The 21,277-nt window shown below is 59.3% G+C and carries 19 protein-coding genes and 1 tRNA gene; 10 read left to right on the forward strand and 10 right to left on the reverse strand.

Annotated elements, in window-relative coordinates; all coding sequences use genetic code 11:
• The first annotated feature begins 12 nt into the window (after positions 1-12).
• The 4 genes from IHQ71_RS02995 (at position 13) to IHQ71_RS03010 (ending at position 5,380) form a co-directional block, all read left to right on the forward strand.
• Positions 13-2,079, forward strand: a complete 2,067-nt coding sequence (locus tag IHQ71_RS02995) for an alkyl/aryl-sulfatase (protein WP_258160408.1) — start codon at positions 13-15, stop codon at positions 2,077-2,079.
• 267 nt (positions 2,080-2,346) lie between these two features.
• Positions 2,347-3,081: an LssY C-terminal domain-containing protein gene (locus tag IHQ71_RS03000; RefSeq protein ID WP_258160409.1), complete on the forward strand. Its 735-nt coding sequence runs from the start codon at positions 2,347-2,349 to the stop codon at positions 3,079-3,081.
• Between the two features lie 123 nt (positions 3,082-3,204).
• Entirely contained in the window at positions 3,205-4,326 is a 1,122-nt protein-coding gene (locus IHQ71_RS03005) for a calcium:proton antiporter (protein ID WP_258162721.1), read from the forward strand.
• 109 nt (positions 4,327-4,435) lie between these two features.
• Positions 4,436-5,380 (forward strand): lipase family protein, encoded by a 945-nt coding sequence (locus IHQ71_RS03010; protein WP_258160410.1) that lies wholly within the window; start codon positions 4,436-4,438, stop codon positions 5,378-5,380.
• Positions 5,381-5,578: 198 nt separating this feature from the next.
• Here the strand turns inward: IHQ71_RS03010 and IHQ71_RS03015 are convergent, their stop codons facing one another.
• Complete coding sequence (locus IHQ71_RS03015; RefSeq protein ID WP_258160411.1) at positions 5,579-6,772, reverse strand: integrase arm-type DNA-binding domain-containing protein; 1,194 nt, start codon at positions 6,770-6,772, stop codon at positions 5,579-5,581.
• A 173-nt stretch (positions 6,773-6,945) separates the two neighbouring features.
• Positions 6,946-7,030: transfer RNA gene (locus tag IHQ71_RS03020), tRNA-Leu, on the reverse strand.
• A 430-nt stretch (positions 7,031-7,460) separates the two neighbouring features.
• Between IHQ71_RS03020 and IHQ71_RS03025 the strand changes: the two genes are divergently transcribed.
• Positions 7,461-7,856 (forward strand): BA14K family protein, encoded by a 396-nt coding sequence (locus IHQ71_RS03025; RefSeq protein WP_258160412.1) that lies wholly within the window; start codon positions 7,461-7,463, stop codon positions 7,854-7,856.
• Between the two features lie 59 nt (positions 7,857-7,915).
• Here IHQ71_RS03025 and IHQ71_RS03030 read toward each other — a convergent pair whose 3' ends face one another.
• Positions 7,916-8,221 (reverse strand): SelT/SelW/SelH family protein, encoded by a 306-nt coding sequence (locus IHQ71_RS03030; RefSeq protein WP_258160413.1) that lies wholly within the window; start codon positions 8,219-8,221, stop codon positions 7,916-7,918.
• 83 nt (positions 8,222-8,304) lie between these two features.
• On the opposite strand from IHQ71_RS03030, the gene IHQ71_RS03035 reads away from it, so the two are divergent.
• On the forward strand, positions 8,305-9,030 hold the full coding sequence (locus IHQ71_RS03035) for a sulfate transporter family protein (RefSeq protein WP_258160414.1): 726 nt from the start codon (positions 8,305-8,307) through the stop codon (positions 9,028-9,030).
• Here the strand turns inward: IHQ71_RS03035 and nth are convergent.
• Positions 9,018-9,770 (reverse strand): endonuclease III, encoded by a 753-nt coding sequence (gene nth, locus IHQ71_RS03040; protein WP_258160415.1) that lies wholly within the window; start codon positions 9,768-9,770, stop codon positions 9,018-9,020. The two genes, IHQ71_RS03035 and nth, sit on opposite strands and share 13 nt — an antisense overlap.
• 42 nt (positions 9,771-9,812) lie before the next feature.
• On the opposite strand from nth, the gene IHQ71_RS03045 reads away from it, so the two are divergent.
• Together IHQ71_RS03045 and IHQ71_RS03050 are read left to right on the forward strand one after the other, a co-directional pair.
• Complete coding sequence (locus IHQ71_RS03045) at positions 9,813-10,331, forward strand: DUF2244 domain-containing protein (protein WP_258160416.1); 519 nt, start codon at positions 9,813-9,815, stop codon at positions 10,329-10,331.
• 84 nt (positions 10,332-10,415) lie between these two features.
• The gene (locus IHQ71_RS03050; protein WP_258160417.1) at positions 10,416-11,291 is read left to right on the forward strand and encodes a bifunctional helix-turn-helix domain-containing protein/methylated-DNA--[protein]-cysteine S-methyltransferase; all 876 of its coding nucleotides are present in this window, start codon (positions 10,416-10,418) and stop codon (positions 11,289-11,291) included.
• Positions 11,292-11,297: 6 nt separating this feature from the next.
• On the opposite strand, the gene IHQ71_RS03055 is transcribed toward IHQ71_RS03050, so the two are convergent.
• The 6 genes from IHQ71_RS03055 to IHQ71_RS03080 form a co-directional block, all read right to left on the reverse strand.
• Positions 11,298-12,167, reverse strand: a complete 870-nt coding sequence (locus IHQ71_RS03055) for an aldose 1-epimerase family protein (protein WP_258160418.1) — start codon at positions 12,165-12,167, stop codon at positions 11,298-11,300.
• A gap of 28 nt (positions 12,168-12,195) precedes the next feature.
• Positions 12,196-12,831, reverse strand: a complete 636-nt coding sequence (locus IHQ71_RS03060) for a 2,3-bisphosphoglycerate-dependent phosphoglycerate mutase (RefSeq protein WP_258160419.1) — start codon at positions 12,829-12,831, stop codon at positions 12,196-12,198.
• A 26-nt stretch (positions 12,832-12,857) separates the two neighbouring features.
• Positions 12,858-13,682 (reverse strand): 4-hydroxy-tetrahydrodipicolinate reductase, encoded by an 825-nt coding sequence (dapB, locus tag IHQ71_RS03065; RefSeq protein WP_258160420.1) that lies wholly within the window; start codon positions 13,680-13,682, stop codon positions 12,858-12,860.
• A 16-nt stretch (positions 13,683-13,698) separates the two neighbouring features.
• The gene (locus IHQ71_RS03070; protein WP_258162723.1) at positions 13,699-15,429 is read right to left on the reverse strand and encodes an ABC transporter ATP-binding protein; all 1,731 of its coding nucleotides are present in this window, start codon (positions 15,427-15,429) and stop codon (positions 13,699-13,701) included.
• A gap of 102 nt (positions 15,430-15,531) precedes the next feature.
• Positions 15,532-16,551, reverse strand: coding sequence for a glucokinase (locus IHQ71_RS03075; RefSeq protein WP_258160421.1), 1,020 nt, complete (start codon positions 16,549-16,551; stop codon positions 15,532-15,534).
• Positions 16,552-16,597: 46 nt separating this feature from the next.
• Entirely contained in the window at positions 16,598-16,924 is a 327-nt protein-coding gene (locus IHQ71_RS03080) for a methylglyoxal synthase (protein WP_374989997.1), read from the reverse strand.
• Between the two features lie 244 nt (positions 16,925-17,168).
• Here IHQ71_RS03080 and IHQ71_RS03085 point away from each other — a divergent pair, with 244 nt between their 5' ends.
• Positions 17,169-18,554, forward strand: a complete 1,386-nt coding sequence (locus tag IHQ71_RS03085; RefSeq protein WP_258160423.1) for a dipeptidase — start codon at positions 17,169-17,171, stop codon at positions 18,552-18,554.
• A 285-nt stretch (positions 18,555-18,839) separates the two neighbouring features.
• Complete coding sequence (locus IHQ71_RS03090) at positions 18,840-21,149, forward strand: transglycosylase domain-containing protein (RefSeq protein ID WP_258160424.1); 2,310 nt, start codon at positions 18,840-18,842, stop codon at positions 21,147-21,149.
• The last annotated feature ends 128 nt before the right edge of the window (positions 21,150-21,277 follow it).

Consider the following 21,277-nt stretch of genomic DNA (forward strand, 5'->3'; position numbering starts at 1 on the left):
AGGAGGGGTAAAATGAGCCGTTCGTTACGCAATTCAATATTGGTGCTGGGTGCCGTGATTGCCGGGGGGTTGGCAGTCCCGGGTTCCGCGCAAGAAATCAAACATTACAGTCCGAAGGGAAAGATGCCCTCGGAATATACAATCCAGGCTCAAAAATTACAGCGAGCGCTTCTGCCATTTGCGGACAAGCAAGACTTTGAGGAAGCCAAGCGCGGTTTCATCGCCGCGCCACCCTACCGCAAGATCATGAATGACAAGGGCGATGTGGCCTGGAATATGGACAACTGGGACTTCCTCCTGCAGGGGAAGGACTTCGACAGCATCCATCCATCGCTACAGCGACAGGCCCTGCTCAACATGGAATATGGCCTGTTTGAGGTTGTCCCAGGAATCTACCAGGTGCGCGGTTTCGACCTCGCAAGCATCTCGTTCATCAAAGGTGATACTGGCTGGATCGTGATCGATCCCCTGACGGTGAAGGAGACAGCTCGCGCTGCATTGAAATTCATCAATGAGAAACTTGGGGAACGCCCCGTTGTTGCGGTGATCATTTCCCATTCCCACGCCGACCACTTCGGCGGCATTCGTGGCGTCGTTGACGACGCGGCGCTCGCAGCCGGCAAGGTGCAGATTATTGCCCCTATAGGATTCATGAACGAGGCGATCGCGGAAAACCTCTATGCCGGCAATGCCATGACACGCCGCAAAACCTATACCTACGGCGACCTCATGCCCGTTAACCCGTTCGGCCAGGTCGATGCGTCGATCGGCAAGGGAGTTGCCAGCGGTGAAGTCGGTATCCTACCACCGACGATTACCATCGATCAGCCGATTCAGGAACTGACCATCGATGGTGTGCGGATGGTCTTTCAAAACACACCGGGCACCGAAGCGCCGGCAGAGATGAATACCTGGTTTCCAGACTTGAAGGCATTTTGGGCGGCCGAGAACATCGTCGGCGGCCAGCACAATATACTCACGTTGCGAGGGGCTCCGGTTCGGGACGCACTTGCATGGTCGCAATATATCAATGTTGCACTGTACGAATTCGGTGACAAGGCGGATGTAATGTTTGCCTCCCACAGCTGGCCGCGTTGGGGAAAGGAGCGGATTGCCGAAGTGATGCGCGGACAACGTGACATGTATGCGAACTTAAACAATCAAGTGCTGCATCTCGCAAACACGGGCGTGACGATCAACCAGATCCATAACGTCTACGACCCGCCCAAAAGCCTGCAAGACCAATGGTACACACGAGCCTATCACGGCTCCTACCTGCACAACAGCCGAGCGGTCATCCAGCGATATCTCGGGTTCTGGGATTTGAACCCGGCAACTTTGGTGCCCTTGTCGCCGGAAGATTCAGCGCCGCTTTACCTCGAAATGATGGGAGGCGCCACTAAGGTAATAGCAAAAGGGCGTGAACTGTACGCTCAGGGCCAATATCGTCTTGCATCCGAAATTCTCAACAAGCTCGTCTACGCAGAACCACGAAACCAGGATGCAAAAGATCTCCTTGCCGACATATATGAGCAGATGGGCTATCAGTTTGAAAGTCCGAGTCTTCGCAATAGTTTCCTGGCCGGGGCCAAGGAGTTGCGCGACGGGGTCATAGCTGTGAAAGCTGCAAAGGCCGGCAGTCCCGATTTTGTGCGCGGCACCACCACCCAGCTATTCCTTAACTATCTCGGCATTCAGATGGACAGCCGCAAAGCGGAGGGCATGAAATTCAAGATCAACCTGTCCACACCTGACAATGGCGAAAAGTTTGTCGTCGAGATGAGCAACGCCACGCTGACAACCATTGCCGGATATCAAGCCTCAGACGCAGATCTAACGATCATTATCGATCGCCGAGAATTGGAGGACGTGATGATTGGCACGGCGACACTTTCCGACAAGGTATCATCGGGCAAGGCAAAAATGGATGGCAATCCGCAAGTGTTGGCACAGCTTGGCTCGACGATGACAGCATTTGACAACTGGTTCGAGGTATTGCCGGGCACGAAGAAACTACCCGACGCATCGCCAAAGCATGAGGTGTTCAAGGACGACGCAACCTACTTCGAGGGACCGTAATGCGTCTCGATTGGGGGCAATATCCTTGGCATGGGCTTTAGAAGCACTAACTGACCAACCGTCGCAGTTGCGACGGTTGGATGGGCTTAACCCTAGCGGGGTGACCTATCTCTCTGGTATTTACAAGGCCTGAAAAAAGTACGGGCATATTGCAACGGTACAGGTCGAAATCCAATTCAGAGAACCTCTAACCGACTGCGCGCCATACGATATTGGGCCTTCGAACGCGATTTGCCAGGCGCGTCACGACCTCTCACAGGACGTAATATGTTCAGCTCAAGGCGTTCCATACGCAATCGCAGCGGCGTTAGAGTGGCCGCATCCGTTATTGCTGTACTCCTGACCGTCTATCTCTTTCTCTGCTATTTCATCGTGCCCGAGCTCTGGCTGTTTCGTGACCGGACTCACGTGCTGGACTTGAGCAATATGGTGACGACGACCGAACAGGATATTCCGGGTGATCCTATCAACGTGGGCCTGATTGGTACAAGGGAGCAGGTTATCCGCGCGTTTGCAGCTGCGGGCTGGGATCCAGCAGACAAGATCACCCTGCGGTCCTCCATCGAAATCGGATTGAGCGTCGTCCTCGATCGTCCGGACCTCGATGCCCCGGTAAGTGCACTACTGTTTGAGGGGCGCAAACAGGATCTGGCTTTTGAGAAACCTGTCGGGAAGAGTGCCGATGAACGGCATCACGTGCGTTTTTGGAAGACAACGACGTCGGGCTCTGACGGTCGACCTCTCTGGCTCGGTTCGGCAAGTTTTGATCGCGGTGTTGGCCTCAGCCACGACACTGGGCAAATCACGCACCATATAGGCCCTGACCTGGACGCGGAACGACAACTGGTCATCGACGATCTTCAAGAGGCTGGACAAATTTCGCGCACGTACGAGCAACCAGGTATTGGCGCGACCCAAGCTGGGCGCAACGGCGGCGGTGATCCCTATTTTACCGACGGAAGGGTACGTGTTGGGGTTTTGAGACCAGATACCGTGCGGTAGGGCTGCCCGCCGGCCGGGCGCCTGGACCTGTTAGTGGCTGCAACGATCGCCGAAGAGGCGCCTGAGTGAACCGAGAGTACAATGAAAAGCGACAGCGACATGAATCAAGTCAACGACCGCGATATGTATGACAGCCATCATGCAGCCATTCCAACGTGGACGTGGGTGGCCCCGCTCCTTGCTTCACTTCTCTTGGTACTCAAGTTCTCGCACATTGTGCCGTCTGATGAGGTTGCGGTCCTTCTGCTGGCAGGTGTACTCCTTGGCGCGGCCGTGTTCAGTGCGGTTCATCATGCCGAAGTCTTGGCGCTGAAGCTCGGCGAGCCATTCGGGTCAATTCTATTGGCTGTGGCTGTAACTGTTATCGAGGTGGCGCTTATCGTCTCGCTCATGGTCTCAGGCGGAACGGGCAGCGACGAGGTGGCGCGCGACACGGTCTTTGCCGCCGTCATGATCGTGCTCAATGGCGTCGTTGGCTTCTGCCTCGTGATGGGTGGACGTCGGCATTTTGAGCAGACCTTTCAGTTGCAGGGCGCTTCGTCGGCTTTGGCCGTGCTCGGCACGCTGGGCGCCCTGGCTCTAATCCTGCCAAACTATACGCTCTCAGCGCTCGGGCCGTCATATTCTCCAGTTCAGGTTGTATTCGTTGGGATCATGTCGCTGATCCTTTGGGGCGTGTTCGTGTTCGTCCAAACGATGAAGCACCGCGCCTATTTTCTTGATGCGCCAAGAATGGATGAAAATGCTCACACAATCATCGATGCTCAGTTCGGCGACACCAAGCCGTCCGACCGGGATGCCGGTATATGTCTCGGCCTCCTTCTCGTTTCGCTTGTAGCAGTCGTTTTGCTGGCCAAGACGCTCTCCCCATCCTTAGATAAGGGTATCGAAGTACTGGGTCTTCCCAGCGCCTTTGTTGGCGTGGTGATTGCCGCGGTTGTATTGCTTCCCGAAGGGATCGCGGCCGTCAGGTCCGCTCTCAGGAACCAGCTTCAAGACAGCATCAATCTCGCACTCGGCTCAGCGATAGCCAGTATTGGACTGACCATACCGACGGTTGCCATTGTTTCATTAGTGCTCGACCAGCAACTAACGCTCGGCATATCCGCTGCCAATATGACACTGCTGGTGCTGACGTTGTTCGTAAGTACCCTGACATTGGGCACGGGTCGCACAACAGTTCTGCAAGGTGCCGTTCACTTGGTGATTTTCGCCGTTTTTCTCCTTGTCTCGGCGATCCCATAGTCGCGGCATGGAATGAATGACTAAGCCGGATGTCGGTGCTGGCCGCGAAAATCGGCGATCTCCTACATAAGTCTTCTTAGCCTCCAGTAACTCGAACAGGTCTGTTACCATGGTCGGCATTCAATTCCATCCGCAAAGAATTCTCCCAACGAAACTTCGACTTCACACTCTAACAACGCTGGCTCTGCTGCTGACGTTGTTGACCGCCTGTGTTGGCGTTACCCCTAGCGCATTAAGTTCTTTGGTTACATCTGTTCCGGCCAAGAAGGTCGATTTCGTTGAACTCTATGACTATGCCGAACGAGCCAACTTTGCATACGCAGACGAGCCTGCAATTCGCGCAAGATATCCAATGACTCTGGGAGTTCGCTCTCCAGGTAAGTTCGACATTCAGTATTTTGTTGAGCAAGACGACAAGCTGAAAACTCAGTTCATAACGATCCGTGGAACGGCAAATAGAGTGAACTTCCTTGAAGACATTGATATTAAGATCTTGTCCGATCTTGAGATTGATATTCCGGTAGATTCAGGGTTCGACCTCAGCACAAAAGCCATACTGTACGATGCAAAACCCTACCTTAAGCGCAACTACAAAACGTTCATCACAGGGCACTCTTTGGGAGGTGCTGTTGCTGCCTTGTTGTCCGTTTACTTGATCAGGGATGGTTATTACGTGGAAAGGGTGGTGACCTTTGGGCAGCCAAAATTCACGACATCCGCTGGTGTAGAGCATATTGGCTCAGTTCCGCTCACGCGTGTAGTGGACGAGAATGATCTAATCCCCATGCTGCCACCAGATTCTCTTTTTAAGAAGGACAAGTATGCCCATGTTGGTCCTGAAATTATTTTGCTCAAGGGAACTGACTTTGCTTATTTATCGAGCCACGACGCGAAGCGCATTTCGGTAGATGAGTTTTGGAAATCTCTGGCGATCGCAAGCCTGAACGACCACCACATGGACAATTACCTGAAACGAGTTGCTTCCAAGGCGAGCGGCGCGACCCAAGTCTCCTATGTAAACAGAGAAAAATATCTTGAGCAAATTTCTCGTTAGGGGACTGCTAAGTGCGGACCTGGATGCGCCGCTGCTCGGTAAGGCGATTGGTCGGTGACGGCTCACAATCAGCAACAGCCTCGGAACCGGCCAGACCGCAGTCGTCAATTTTGCACCAAGAGCGGTCAGACCGCAGACGGCCCCGAGTAGGACATAAATCGTGCGTTTGCCGACGACCGCTCATTGCGCAAAGAGCCATCATATCGAGGTTCGTTGTAGCTCCTGCAACTCGTTCGCCCACCATTCGGCCATTTTCACCCGTTCATCCCAATAGAGAGCCCGGTGATAGGCTTTCCGCACTTCGTCGGCGCCCATATGCGCCAGTTCAGCCTCGATCGCGTCCGGCGCCCATAATCCGCTTTCGTTCAACAATGAAGAGGCGCTCGCCCGAAAGCCGTGCGATGTGGCTTCGGCTTTTGAGAAACCCATTCGCCGAAGAGCGCTATTCATCGTGTTCTCGCTCATTGTACGTAGGCGCGTGTGAATGGCCGGAAAGGCGAAGCGGCAATCGCCTGTCAATTTCTGTAGCTGACGAAGTAGCGCGACGGCTGGCAGGGGAAGCGGTTTTTTATGCTCACGGCGCATCTTCATGCGGATTGCGGGGATTGTCCACACACGCTTCGCCAGGTCGAATTCGCTCCACTCGGCTTGCCGCAGCTCGCCGGGTCGCGGATACAGTATAGCCATGAGCTGAAGCGCGATCCGCGTTTCGGGATTGCCTTCGTAGTACCATATAGAGCGCAGCAGTCCGCCGAATGCTTTGGCCGTCGTGATCGCGGCGCGGTGCGTGACTATTGGCGCCGTGAGCGCGCCCTTCAATCCGAAGGTGGGATCATATTCGGTGCGAGCTGTCGCGATAGCGTAGCGGAAGACTTGGCCGATCGTGGATCGCACGCGCCGAGCAGTTTCATAATTGCCCTTGGCTTCAATCCGTCTTAGCGGAACAAGGATTTCGGTTGCCGAGATGTCCATTATCGGACGGTTGCCAATATCCGGTGCCGCCAAATCAAGAAGCCAGCGCTTCTTAACCAGAGTTGGTTCGGCTTTGCCTTCCTTGCGGCACTTGGCAAGAAACTCATCCGCGATCAGAGAGAAGGTCAGCGCATTGCTTGCTTGTCTGGCGATCTTCTCCATCTTGAGATTGTGGGCGGGATCGGTCCCCTTGGCTAGAAGCGCCTTAGCGTCGTCTCGCTTCCGCCGGGCTTCGGCCAACGAAACGGCTGGATAGGCACCGAATGCCAGCAACTTCTGCTTTCCGTCATGACGGTATGCGAGCCGCCAAAGTTTCGAGCCTGTCGGATTAACGAGAATATGCAGCCCTCCAGCGTCACTATGCTTGGTGGGCTTCGATGCGGCCTTAAGTCCCTTTATGCTGGTATCTGTGAGTGCCATTGTTGGTATCCAGTTTTCGCGCGACGTTGCTATTTGCTGATGTACCAACGATGCTACCAACAAAAATCTCGGATGCAACAGGACGGCACTGGACGCCAAAAAGCAAAAAAGCCCGGAAAACCGGGCTTCTTTGGGTATTTTCGGACCATGTAGGACGGTCTAAAAAGGGAATTTGGTGCCCAGAAGAGGACTCGAACCTCCACGCCTCGCGGCACAGGTACCTGAAACCTGCGCGTCTACCAATTCCGCCATCTGGGCAGCGACCGTGCATGTAAGGGGGAGGCTCCCACCTGTCAACTGACTTTTTGAAAAAAGCTGTCAATGTCGTCACGGGCCCTCAAAACCTTGTGGATTGAATGGTTTGCGCTCGCGCCGCGTGCGGCAAAGCCGACGCGGGAACATCGCCTCGCTGGCCGGAACTATTTGCGAACGCTGGAGTTTAGGCAAAGTGCTGGCGATTGCCGGAAAGACTGTGTGAAGTGCAGTTTCGCATTTCAGCCTGTTTTGCGCCGTCTTCTCGCCCAATTGCTAATCGGCATCCGGGTTTGCAACTCTCCTCGTCCGATTTTCGAGTTGCAAACCGGCTCGAACCTGTGCTTATAAAAACGAATAATAAGGAACGGCAAACCGTTTTGCGCAAGGGACACTAAGGGAGCTTGCAGGCTCTTGAAACAGCAGAGGATCAGAAATGTCCAAGATACGTAAGATCGTCATTGCCGGCGCTCTGGCGGTTGCCTCGATCATACCGCTTGCCGCGGCGGAGGCAATGCCCGTGACCAACGCTCCGGCCAATGCCGAAAAGTCGACCGGTGTGCAGCAGGCCCGCTGGTGCGGTCGTTGGCGTTGCGGCTATCGCCGTGGCTACAACCGTGGCCGTTACTGGGGTCCGCGTGTTCGCTATGGCTATCGCCCCTACTGGGGCCCACGCGTTGTCATCCGTCCGGCTCCGCGCGTCGTTGTGCGCACCGGCTACAGCCGCCACGTTCGTTGGTGCTTGAACAACTATCAGTCCTACGACGTCGATTCCAACACGTTCGTTACCTATGATGGTGACGTTCGTCGTTGCCGCTCGCCGTTCCGTTGATCGGCTGAGCCACGGAATGAGATGGAAAAGGCAGGGTTCGTCCCTGCCTTTTTTGTTGCCTAGCTTTCGGAATTGTCCTTGGCGGAATGCTTGTCGATATGGCCCAGATCGCGATCCGGTTCGATGACGTCGCGCACCCTTTGCTTGAGTTCCTTGGGGCCGGGAAAGCCGCCATCGCGCTTGCGCTCCCAGATCAGGTCGCCATTACAGCGGATCTCGAAATTGCCGCCTGAGCCGGGGATCAACGCGACCTCGCCGAGCGAATCGCCGAAGGTCGAGAGCAGTTCCTGCGCCATCCAGCCGGCGCGCAGCAGCCAGTTGCACTGGGTGCAGTAGAGGATCGAGATCTTCGGTTTGTCTGTCATCCCTTGCTGTTAGCACCACAGGGCAGGGCTTGCAAAGCGGCGACGGTTCACCGACATAGTCCTTGCACAACAGGGACGAGCATATGATCTATTCCACCGCCATCCGCGCCTTTGGCGATCTTTTCTCGGCGCCCATACGCGGCGTGTTCTGGAAAGTGATCGGGCTTACGCTGCTTTTTCTCGTCGCGCTCTGGTTTTTGTTGCGGCTGCTGTTCCTTGACTTCGCCATGCCCTATATCGAGGCTTGGCTGCCCAGTCTCGGGGAATGGACGGGCTGGATCAGCCTGTTCGCCGCGATCGTCTCGGCGATCGGGCTGGCGGCGGGCCTGGCCTTCCTGATCGCGCCGGTGAGCGCGGTGATCGCCGGGCTATTTCTCGATGATGCCGCCGATACGATCGAGAAGGTGGACTATGCGTCGGATGCGCCGGGGCAGGCTTTGCCGCTCGCCCAATCGATTCTGTCGAGCCTGCGGTTCTTCCTCGTCGTGATCGCAGCCAATCTCGTAGCGCTGATCTTTCTGCTCGTTCCGGGCGTCAATCTGGTGATCTTCTTCGTGGTTAACGGCTATCTTCTCGGGCGCGAATATTTCGAATTCGCCGCCGCCCGCTATCTCGGGACGGAGCGGGCGCGCGCCTGGCGCAGCCGCAATCAGGGCCGGGTTTGGCTGGCAGGCCTCGCGATCGGGCTTTTCCTGCTGGTGCCGATCCTCAACATCCTCACGCCGCTGTTTGCCGCCATCTTCATGGTGCACTACGTCAAGGCGTTGATGAGACGGGAAGCGGGTGTAGCGTCTCCTCAGATGACCTGAACCGGCAATTCCTTCAGCTCAGCAGGGATCGCGTTGGTCTTCTCCGCCGATTTGCAGACGTCGGCGATCACGCAATGCTCGCATTCCGGCCGCCGCGCCTTGCACGTATAGCGCCCATGCAAGATCAGCCAGTGATGGGCGTGGTAGAGATACTTTTCTGGAATGATGCTGAGGAAATTGTCCTCGACCTCTTCAGGCGTCTTGCCCGGCGCGATGCCGAGCCGGTTGCCGATGCGGAAAATATGCGTATCGACCGCCAGAGCCGGAATGCCGAAGGCCATGGAGAGCACCACATTGGCGGTCTTGCGGCCGACGCCGGGCAGCGTCACGAGTTCCTCCCGCGTGTGCGGCACCTCGCCGCCAAAATCGCGAATCAGCTTTTCCGACAGCAGGATCACGTTCTTCGCCTTGTTGCGATAGAGCCCGATCGTCCTGATATAGTCGCGAACCTTCTCCTCGCCGAGAGCAAGCATCTTTTCCGGCGAATCGGCCACGGCGAAGAGCGGCCGCGTCGCCTTGTTCACCCCGACATCCGTTGCCTGCGCCGAGAGCGCCACCGCAACGACCAGCGTAAAGGGATTGGTGTGGTGGAGCTCGCCCTTGGGCTCAGGGCGCTGAATGGAAAAGCGCCGGAAAATCTCGTCGATCTCGGCAGGCGAATAGGGACATCGGAATTTCGCCTTGCGCACGGGCTTTTTCGCCGCGGCTGACGGGGCCAACTCATTCTTGCGCTTTAACATAGAAGTCCTGTAATCTTGGGCGTCGTTTTTGGGAAGAGTCGGATGACGATAGTGGACGACCAGACCCCGTTCAACAGCGAGCCAAAGTTCAACAGCGAGCCTGTGTTCAAAGCCGTGCTGACGCCGTATCGCTCGCTCGGCCGCAATGGCTTCAGGATCGTGATCGGCCTGACGCTCGCCTTCTGCCTGTTCAACATGGCGTTCTTCTTCATAACAGGCGCGCTGCCGGTGGCGATGTTCTTCGGCCTCGATTTCGCGCTACTCTACGGCGCTTTCTACCTCAATTACCGCGCGGCCCGCGCGCGGGAAGAAGTGTCGGTATCGCGCACGGAGCTATCCATCCGCAAGGTCTCGCCCTCGGGGCGCGCCCGAGAGAGCCGCTACAATCCGTTCTGGGCGAAGTTCCAGGTCGATCGTCACCATGAATTCGGCATCACAGGCATGGCGGTAACGGGCGAGGGGCGCCGGACACCGGTCGGCAATTTTCTCAATCCCGATGACCGGGAGAGCTTTGCCCGCGCGTTCACATCGGCACTGGCCAGCGTGAAACGCCGGATTTGACTTCGGCCGTTGATTTACCCAAGTTTCGGGTGGCGGCGGCCCCTTCCTCATGAGATTCTTCCTGCAAATGGAAGGAATCGGACAATGAATATGGAAATCAAGCATACCAAGGACATCACGCCTGTTGGTACGGACTACCGCATCGTTTCCGATGTGATCGCCATGCTGACCGAGGATTACCAGGACCAGCCGTCGCTCGATGCGATCGCCAAGCGGATCGGCCATGACCCGATCGACCTGCAGAAGACCTTCACCCGCTGGGCAGGCCTCTCACCAAAGGCTTTCCTGCAGGCGGTCACCATCGATCATGCCAAGCGCCTGCTGCGCGACGAGAACCTGCCGTTGCTGGAAACGACATACGAACTCGGCCTCTCAAGCCCGGGCCGGCTGCATGATCTCTTCGTCACCCACGAAGCCATGTCGCCGGGCGAGTGGAAGGAACGCGGCAAGGGGTTGGAAATCCGCTACGGCTTCCACGATTCGCCGTTCGGTCGGGCGCTGCTGATGATCACCGAGCGCGGGCTCTGCGGCCTGGGCTTTGCCGACCATGCCGGCTCCGAGGCGGAGGCTTTCCGCGACATGGCCGATCGCTGGCCGGAAGCCAGTTTCATCGAGGACCGGGAAGCGGTGTGGCCCTATGCCGAACGCATCTTCGACCCCGAGAAATGGGACCCGAAGCAGCCGCTCCGCGTCGTGCTGATCGGCACGGACTTTCAGATCCGGGTGTGGGAACAGTTGCTGGAAGTGCCGCTCGGCAAGCTCTGCACCTATTCGCATCTCGCCAACCGGATCGGTTCGCCCAAGGCATCACGCGCCGTCGGTGCAGCAGTGGGCCGCAACCCCGTCTCCTTCGTGGTGCCGTGCCATCGCGCGATCGGCAAATCGGGCGCGCTCACCGGCTATCACTGGGGCCTGACCCGCAAGCGGGCGATGCTCGGATGGGAAGCGGCGAGGGCGTAAACGCCCTCAGCCCACGACTTCAACGCTGAAGGCGAATTTTACCGACTTGCCCGGCGCCAGTTCCAGCGAGTAGGGCCGGTCGGCGATCTCCGCCGAAGCCCCGATCTCCGGCGCCGTGCCATGCCATGGCTCGACGCAGATGAACGGCGCACCAGGCTTGGTCCACAGCGCGAGGTTCGGCAGGTTCTCGAAGGTGAAGTGCAAGCTGGGACCGCCATCCGCGGCATAGGTCAGGCCGGCGCCGGCTCCCTCGGGGAAGATCATCGCATCTTCCTCGAAATAGCTGTGGTTCAGCACGAGTTGCCCTGCCTTGAAGGGTGAGGCAAGACTGCCGGGCTTTCTCAATCCGTTGTCGATCCGCACCAGCGGCGGCTCGGCCTTATTGTCCAGGACGACCGTGTGTTCGCGACCCTCGGCGCCCGGCAGCGGCCAAGCAAACGCCGGATGGAAACCCAGACCGAAGGGCAGGGGAGACGACCCCGTATTGCTGACCTCTGCGGTCACCGTCAATTTCCGGCCTTCGATCGCATGCCGAAGCGTCAGCCGGAAATCGAAGGGATAGGCAGCCTTGCTGGCTTCCGTGGACACAAGCTCATGCAGGCAGAAAGTCTCGCCCGTCTCGGCAAGCTCCCATTCCTGCCGCCGCGCAAAGCCATGCTGCTGCATCTCGAACGGCTTGCCATCGACTAGAGCCGTATTGTCCGCAGCCTTGCCGACAATCGGAAACAGGATCGGCGAGCGCCCGTTCCAGAAGGCAGCATCACCGTGCCAGAGCCACGACCGGCCGTCCGAACTCTTGAGCGACTGTGTCTCCGCTCCGAGCGAGGAAACCTCGACGGCGAGGGCGTCGTTGGCAATGCGCGTGATCTCGGCCATGCTATCCCCCGAACCTGTGGTGAGCGCATCAATGCGCGCCGGACATGTCTCCCAGCACTTCCTTCGAAGCGACGGTGGAGTCGGCCTTGAGCTTGTAGACCATCGGCACGCCGGTCGCGAGGTTGAGCGCCAGGATCTGTTCCTTGCTCAGGCGGTCGAGCACCATGACCAGCGAGCGCAGTGAATTACCGTGGGCTGCGACCAGCACATTTTGGCCGGCCAGCACGCGCGGCAGGATTTCCATCATGTAATACGGCCAGACGCGGGCGCCGGTGTCGCGCAGGCTTTCGCCGCCGGGCGGTGGGATGTCGTAGGAACGGCGCCAGATGTGGACCTGCTCCTCGCCCCATTTGGCACGGGCGTCATCCTTGTTGAGGCCGGAGAGATCGCCATAGTCGCGTTCGTTGAGCGCCTGATCTTCGATGGTTTCGAGGTCGCTCTGGCCGATGCAATCGAGCACGATCTTCAAGGTATCCTGCGCGCGCTTGAGCACCGAGGTGAAGGCGATATCGTACTTGATGCCGTAATCCTTCAGCGCCTGGCCGCCGGTATTGGCTTCCTGGATGCCGAGTTCGGTGAGGTCCGGGTCACGCCAGCCGGTGAAGAGGTTCTTCAGGTTCCATTCGCTCTGTCCGTGCCGAACCAGCACCAGTGTTCCGCTCATCGCGTCTTCTCCATTGTCTTGAAGGTTTATTTGCCGAACCCGAGCACGTCGAGCATGTCGTAGAAACCCGGCTTCTTGTCGATCGCCCAGCGCACGGCGGCAAGTGCGCCCTGTGCGAAGAGCGCGCGGTCGTTGGCCCGGTGCGACAGCGTCACCATTTCGGTTTCGCTGGCGAAAATCACCGAATGGTCGCCCACGACGCCGCCGCCGCGCAAGGTGGCAAAGCCGATCGTGCCTTGCTCGCGGGCGCCGGTATGGCCGTCACGCGTGCGGACGGCATGTTCGCCGAGCTTGATGTCGCGGCCCTTCGCCGCTTCCATGCCAAGAAGCAAAGCGGTGCCCGAGGGCGCATCGACCTTCTTGTTATGGTGCATTTCGAGCACCTCGATGTCCCAGCCCTGTGCCGACAGCGCCTGCGCGGCCTGGCGCACGAGCACGCCCAGCAGATTGACGCCGAGGCTCATATTGCCCGATTTGACGATGCGGGCGTGCCGCGCGGCGGCCTTGATCTTCTCGTCGTCCTCTGGCGAGCAGCCGGTGGTGCCGATCACATGGACGATGCGCGCCTGCGCCGCGAGACCGGCGAATTCCACGGTCGAGGCGGGTGATGTGAAATCGATTAGCGCGTCTGCCTTCAGAAGCGCCTGGAGCGGATCGGCGGTGATGGGAACGCCGATCGGACCTATCCCGCAGAGCTCGCCGGCATCCTTGCCCAATGCTGGCGAATCGGGTCGTTCGAGGGCTGCGTGGATCTTCATGCCGTCGCTCGCGTGGATCGAGCGCAGAAGGGTTTGCCCCATGCGTCCGGCGGCGCCCGCGACAACAACCATCCTCATGTTCGTCTCACTCATGCGTCCACCCTCGGGCCTATTTTTCCCGTATTTGCAACCTGTTGAGGCGAGCGTAAAGACCCGCTTCCTCATGCGCAAGCCTTTCGTGCGAGCCTTCCTCGACGATCCGGCCGTCCTCCATGACGATGATCTTGTCGGCTTCCGAAATGGTCGAAAGCCGGTGCGCGATCACCACCACGGTACGGCCGTGCATCGCATGCTCGATCGCCTTCTGCACCGCGGATTCGCTCTCGGAATCGAGCGCCGAGGTTGCCTCGTCGAGCAGCAGGATCGGCGCGTTGCGCACCAGTGCGCGGGCGATGGACAGCCGCTGCCGCTGGCCGCCGGAGAGGTTCAGGCCATTCTCGCCGACCGGCGTGTCATAGCCCTGGGGCAGCGCCAGGATGAAATCGTGAGCATATGCTTGCCGCGCCGCTTCCTCGATTTCGGCATCGGTTGCGCCGGGCCGTCCGTAGCGGATATTGTCGCGCACCGTGCCTTCGAACAGCAGCGGCGCCTGCGATACATAGGCGAGGTTTTCCCGCAGTGACCGCTTGGTAACCTGGCTGATATCCTGCCCGTCGATCAGGATTTGGCCCTCGCTTGGGTCGTAGAAACGCGGAATGAGGCTGATGATCGTCGACTTGCCGGCTCCAGACGGACCTGCAATCGCGGTGGACTTGCCACCCTCCGCGATGAAGCTGATGCCCTTGACGATCGGCTCGGACCGGTAGCCGAATTGCACATTGCGAAACTCGATCCGGCCCTCTGTGACTTCGAGCGGCTTGGCATCAGGCGCCTCGCGCATCGGGATCGGCGTGTCGAGAATGTCGAAGATCATCTTCGCATTCACATAGGCCTTTTCGAGTTGCACCTGCAGCTTGGCGAGCCGGCGCGCGGGGTCATAGGCCAGCAGCATCGCCGCGATGAAGGAGATGAACGCGCCGGGCAACTGGCCGGCATAGATGGACTGATAGGCCGCATAGCCGATAACAGCGGCGATCGCGGCACCGGCAAAGCTCTCGGTGATCGGCGAGGTCCGTTCGGAAAGCCGCACGATCTTGTTGGCGCGCTTTTCTGCAATGTCGACAAGACCGTCCATGCGGCCGCGCAACTGGTCTTCCATGGTGAAGGCCTTGACGATGGTCAGGCCCTGGATCGTCTCCTGCATCACGCCACTGACATGGGAATTGTATTCGACGGATTCGCGTGTCGCACTGCGCACCCGCTGCGCCAGATAGCGGACGGCGAGCAGCATCGGCGGCGCGGTGATCGCGACCAGCAGCGTCAGCACCCAGTCCTTGGAGATCATCACGCCGACAAGCGCCACGAAGGTCAGTGCATCGCGGGCGACCGAGGTGACCGCAAGATTCAGCGTTTCGCGGATACCGTTGACGTTTTGCGTGGCGGTGGCAGCGATCTGAGCCGAGCGCGCATCGGCGAAATAGCCGAGGTTCAGCGCCATCAGGTGCGAATAGAGCCGCTTCTGGTATTTCGCGACGATCGCGTTGCCGATCTTGTTGAGCAGCACGGATTGGCCATAGGTGGCAAAGCCCTTGATCGCGAAGGTGACGAAAATCGCCATGCAAATCCAGATAACGAGGCCGACACGCTTGTTGCTGAACGCTTCATTGACGACCGATTCCATCACCCAGGCGGTGAAGGCGGTGCAGAGCGCGACGGTAACGAGGCAGGCTATGGCGACGGCGTACGTGCCCACATGGTCTCGGGCGTTCTCCATGAACAGCCTGCGGATCACGGGCCACATCGCCGCCCGGTCTTCCTGCCAATTCTTGTTTTTGTCAGCGCTCAAGAGCACACGTCCTGTTCAACGGTGTGCGTCATAGCGATTGGCGGCCAGCTTGAACAGTCATTTCCGCCAGCGGCGGCCGTCTGTGGAAACGCCGAAGCTTCCGGGCATGCGGGCATAGGCCGAAAGCCCTGCCACCGCCGCAAGCGGATGGGTGACGATGAAGGTCGGGATATGCGACATCATCTCCCGGTGCGGCGCCTTGTCCTCGAAGGCTTCCCGGAACCCCGGCTTTTGCAGCGCCGGCAGGATTTTCTGTGGAATGCCGCCGGAGAGATAGACGCCGCCCTTCGCATTGAAGACCACCGCCATGTCCCCAGCCACGCGGCCGAGATAGACCGCGAAGAGCGAGATCGCCTCGGCCGCCTGACGATCTTCTCCGGAGAGGCCTTTGTTCGATACGTCGGCCGGAGTGCCGAGCGAGGGCGCCACGCCGTCCGCGGTACAGATCGCGGTGTAGAGCCCGAGAAGACCACGGCCGCAGAGAATCTGCTCGGCCGAGACCCGGCCCTCGATCCGCTCTATATGGGGAAAGATTTCAAAATCGCGCGCGCTGCGGGGACCGAGATCGACATGTCCGCCTTCGCCCGGCACCGGTATCCAGGCGTCGAGCGCGTGGACCAGGCCGGCGACCCCGAGGCCTGTACCAGGGCCTAGTACGACCTTGGAATGGTCGGGCTTGGCTTCTCCGCGCCCCACCTGCGCCTGGTTTTCGCCATCGAGCGTCGCGACGGCCAGCGCTTGCGCCTCGAAATCGTTGATGACCACGACGTCCTCGAAACCGAGATTGGCGATGAGATCGTTCGGGCGCACCACCCATGGGCAGTTGGTCAGTGGAATAACATCGCCATTGATCGGACCGGCCACGGCGAGGATGGTCGAACGCGGCTTGACTGGCGCCTTGGACAGCACCGCGTCTTCGATTGCCGCATCGATCGTCGGATAGCTGGCCGTCTGGACGATAGTCACGTCCTTGGTTTCGCTCGCTGCGTCGGAGAGCAGGGAGAAACGGGCATTGGTGCCGCCGATGTCGCCGATCAGGATCGGGAACGGAAAATGTTCGTCTCTCGTCTTGGCCATCGGTATCCTGCTGCCTCGTATTTCTGTCCTGACTGCGCCTTCGAGCCTAGTTCTCGTCCGGCGCAATCAGCATTTCCGCCGTCGCCCGGTTGAGCGCCATCGGGATATCATAGACCGTGGCCAACCGCGTCAGCGCCTTCACATCGACATCGTGCGGCATCGCGGTCAGCGGGTCGGTGAAGAAGATCAGCATCGAAACCTTGCCCTCGGCGATCATCGCGCCGATCTGCTGGTCACCGCCGAGCGGACCGCTCTTCAAACGGGTGACAGGCAAGCCGGGAACCGCATCCATGATCCTGCCGCCCGTCGTTCCGGTCGCCACGAGATCATAGGCTGATAGCGCCTGCTGGTGCTGGCGGGCGAACTCGGCCATGTCGTCTTTCTTCTGATCGTGCGCGATCAGTGCGATGGTCTCGCGAGCCGCCAAATCCTGCCCCTCTTCTCCACCCGGTGCGACGGAGATTGCCGCAAAGATGATATGACAACAACGCGCTATAACGCATTTTGTCTTCGGTTCAATCATAATATGAACCAGTTTGGCTGGTGCTTTCGGCTGGCGGTCAAATCCGCTAAGGTCCGCCGCAAATCACGCCGCCAAATCCCCAAGGATGCTTCAGATGACCGCTCTCGACACCGTGCTCACCCGCGCCGACCAGAACCTCGATTCGAGCCTCGAAAAAATGTTCGAGCTTTGCCGCATCAAGTCGATTTCGACCGATCCAGCCTACAAGGCCGATTGCCGTGCGGCCGCGCAGTGGCTGGTCGATGATCTCACGAAGCTCGGGTTCGAGGCTTCGGTGCGCGACACGGCAGGCCATCCCATGGTCGTCGGCCATCACCAGGGTGCCAGCGCCGATGCGCCGCATGTGCTCTTCTACGGCCACTACGATGTCCAGCCCGTCGATCCGCTCAACCTCTGGGATTTCGATCCCTTCGAGCCTGCCATCCGCGATGTCGGCGGCAAGAAGATCATCACCGGTCGCGGCACGTCGGACGACAAGGGCCAGCTTCTGACCTTCGTCGAGGCTTGCCGCGCCTATAAGGAAATCCATGGCGAACTCCCGGTGCGCGTCACTCTGTTGTTCGAGGGCGAGGAAGAATCGGGGTCTCCTTCGCTGAAGCCATTTCTTGAAGCCAACGCCAAGGAACTCACCGCCGACTTCGCACTGATCTGCGACACCAATATGTGGGACAGCGAAACGCCGGCGATCTCCGCTGGTTTGCGGGGACTTGTCGGCGAGGAGATCAAGATCACCGCCGCCGATCGCGACCTGCATTCGGGCTATTTCGGCGGTGTCGCCGCCAATCCGATCCACATCCTCAGCGATATCCTTGCGGGCCTGCACGACGAAACCGGCCGGGTGACGCTCGAAGGGTTCTATGAAGGCGTCGAGGAAACGCCGAGCCAGATCAAGGCGTCCTGGGAAACGCTGGGCATGACCACGGAGAAATTCCTCGGCGAGATTGGTCTTTCGGTTCCATCAGGCGAAAAAGGCCGGAGTGTATTCGAACTCACCTGGGCCCGGCCGACCGCCGAGGTCAACGGCATCTGGGGCGGCTATACGGGCGAGGGGTTCAAGACCGTGATCGCGGCGGAAGCCTCGGCCAAGGTTTCGTTCCGGCTGGTCGGCAAGCAGGACCCGGATAAGATTCGGGCCACGTTCCGCGCCTACGTGCAGTCCCGGCTGCCGGCCGATTGCAAGGTGGAGTTCCACAAGCATGGTGGTTCGCCGGCCATCCAGCTTCCCTATGATTCGCCGCTGCTCAATCGCGCGAAGAGCGCGCTTTCGGACGAATGGCCGAAGCCTGCGGTGATGATCGGCATGGGTGGCTCGATCCCGATCGCCGGAGATTTCAACAAAATGCTCGGCATGGAAACACTGCTCGTGGGTTTCGCGCTCTCGGACGACCGCATCCATTCGCCGAACGAGAAATACGACCTCAACTCGTTCCACAAGGGCATCAGGTCATGGATCCGGATCATCGATGCACTGAAGAAATAGCCTTGGGGCTGAAAATAATCAGCCCCCGGAGCGTCATGCTGCGAGGGCTGGTCTGCACCGCGCCCACCGGAAGCGTCGTCATGACGCTTTGCCCGGCAGTGGCGAACGGATTACTGCATCTCGGGATCGATGTAGACGCAGTTGCCATCACCCGAAGATTTCTTTGCCCATTCCGATGCAATCGGCGGAAGGTGCGGCAGAGTTAACGACCCTTTAAATGGCCACATTTAAAGTTCACCCGGACAGACGCGTTTTGCGTCGGCGGCATATGGATATTTGAGGGGCATGGCGGGTAAGTCACGATCGGGGAACAGGATCGAGCCTTCGTTCGAAGGGGGTGGCAAGCGGTCACGCGACAGCGACCTGCGTGCGGATCCGCGTGACCGTTCCGGCCGATCCTCCAAGTCTTCCAAATCCTCCAAATCTTCGCGCTCGTCATCGAGCCGCACGCGTTCGCGCCGTTCAGGTGGCGGCTTCTTCGGCTTCATCCGCACTGCCGTCTATTGGTCGCTGGTCCTCTGCCTCTGGGGCGGACTGGGCGTCGCGGGCCTCGTCGTCTATTACGGATCTCGCATGCCGAGCGCCGACAGCTGGGCGATGCCGGACCGGCCGCCGAACATCAAGATCGTCGATGTGAATGGCGTGCTGCTCGCCAATCGCGGCTCGACCGGCGGCGAAGCTGTGCCGCTCGACGCGATGTCGCCTTATATTCCGCAAGCGGTTATGGCGATCGAGGACCGGCGCTTCTATTCGCATTTCGGTTTCGATCCGATCGGCTTCACCCGCGCCATGGTGTCGAATGTCATGGCCGGGCGCATGGTGCAGGGGGGCTCGACGGTTACCCAGCAGCTCGCCAAGAACATGTTCCTGACGCCGGAGCGCACGCTCGAGCGCAAAGTCCAGGAAGTACTCCTCGCCGTCTGGCTGGAGAGCAAATATTCCAAGGACCAGATCCTTGCCATGTATCTCAACCGGGTCTTCTTCGGCTCGAACTCCTATGGCGTCGAGGCCGCATCCCGCCGCTATTTCAACAAGTCCGCGCGCGACGTGAACCTCACCGAAGCGGCGATCCTCGCCGGCCTGCTCAAGGCGCCCTCGGCGCTCTCTCCGGCGAAGAACCCCGAAGGCGCCATGGCACGCGCCAAGCTCGTCCTCAATGCGATGCAGGAAGAGGGCTTCATCTCCCGCGAGGAACTGGTTGCCGCCGTCGACAACAAGCCGATGAAGGCCAAGAGCTACTGGACCGGCGCCGAACATTACGCCGCCGACATGGTGATGGACGAGCTTCCCGGCCTGATCGGCGACGTGAAGGAAGACATCATTGTCGATACGACGATCGACCGGGCGCTGGAAAAGGCGGCCGAAAAGGCGATCAAGGTCACCCTCGACAAGGAAGGCAAGAAGCTCAACGCCAGCCAGGCAGCCCTCGTCTCCATCGATGGCACGGGCGCGATCCGCGCGGTCGTAGGCGGGCGGGATTATGCCGCGAGCCAGTTCAACCGCGCCTTCAAGGCCAAGCGCCAGCCGGGCTCGGCCTTCAAGCCATTCGTCTATGCCGCCGCACTCGAACAGGGCCTGCTGCCCAATTCCGTGCGCAACGACGCGCCCGTGCGCATCGGCAAGTGGACACCCGACAATTACGACAACAAATATCGCGGCCGTGTGACGCTGGCGAATGCGCTGGCCAATTCGCTGAACACGATCGCCGCCCAGCTTGTCATGGAGGCCGGCCCCGACAATGTCGCCAAGGTCGCCCATCGCATGGGCATCGAATCGGTGATGCAGGAGAACGCCTCGATCGCGCTCGGCACATCCGAAACGTCGCTCGTGGAACTGACCGCGGCCTATGCGCCCTTCATGAATGGTGGCTTCAAGGCCACGCCGCATGTCATCAAGCGTGTCACCACCGTCACCGGCAAGGTGCTCTACGAAAACACTTATGACGCGCCGCCGCGCGTGCTGTCGGAAAAGATCGCCGCCGAGATGAACTACATGATGAACGGCGTCATCACCCGGGGCACCGGCAAGAATGCCAAGCTGCCCGGCTGGCAGACGGCCGGCAAGACAGGCACGACGCAATCCTTCCGCGATGCGCTTTTCGTTGGCTACACCGCCAATCTCACGACCGGCGTCTGGTTCGGCAACGATGACGGCACGTCGATGAAGAAGGTCACCGGCGGCGGCCTGCCGGCCAAGGCCTGGAGCCAGTTCATGATCGCGGCGCATGATGGCGTCTCGCCGGCGCCGCTCTTCGGCCTCGGTACCGATGTCGCGCCGCAGCCCGAGCTCGAGGTGAAATCCGAACCTGACAGCAATGCAAGCGACGATACGCTGTTTGAGATGATCAGCCACGCACTCGGTGAGGATAAGCCTGCCAAGAGGGTGGAAAAGCAGCCTGTCGGGGTTGTTCCCGATGAACGGCCCGCCGACCAGGTGATGGTGCCGCCGAGCGATGTCGGCGATGTCATTCGCAGGCAGGACGAGACGGCAAATGACGGCCTTACGCCGCCCATGGATGTCGGCGAAACCACCGGCGCCACCCAGAACAGGAAGAAGGCGAATTCCACCCTGCTCGATGTCCTGATGGCCGAATAGGTGGCCGATCGGGCGGTCTTGTCCGTCCGTTACCGCACAATTGGCAAATAGCCCCGTTTTTCTTCACGAAACGGTGAATTTTGCAGGGGCTAGCCTGCTCTTCTGCCTTGCAGAGAAAAAAAGGCCTC

Source organism: Rhizobium sp. TH2 (assembly GCF_024707525.1).
Lineage (GTDB): Bacteria > Pseudomonadota > Alphaproteobacteria > Rhizobiales > Rhizobiaceae > Rhizobium_E.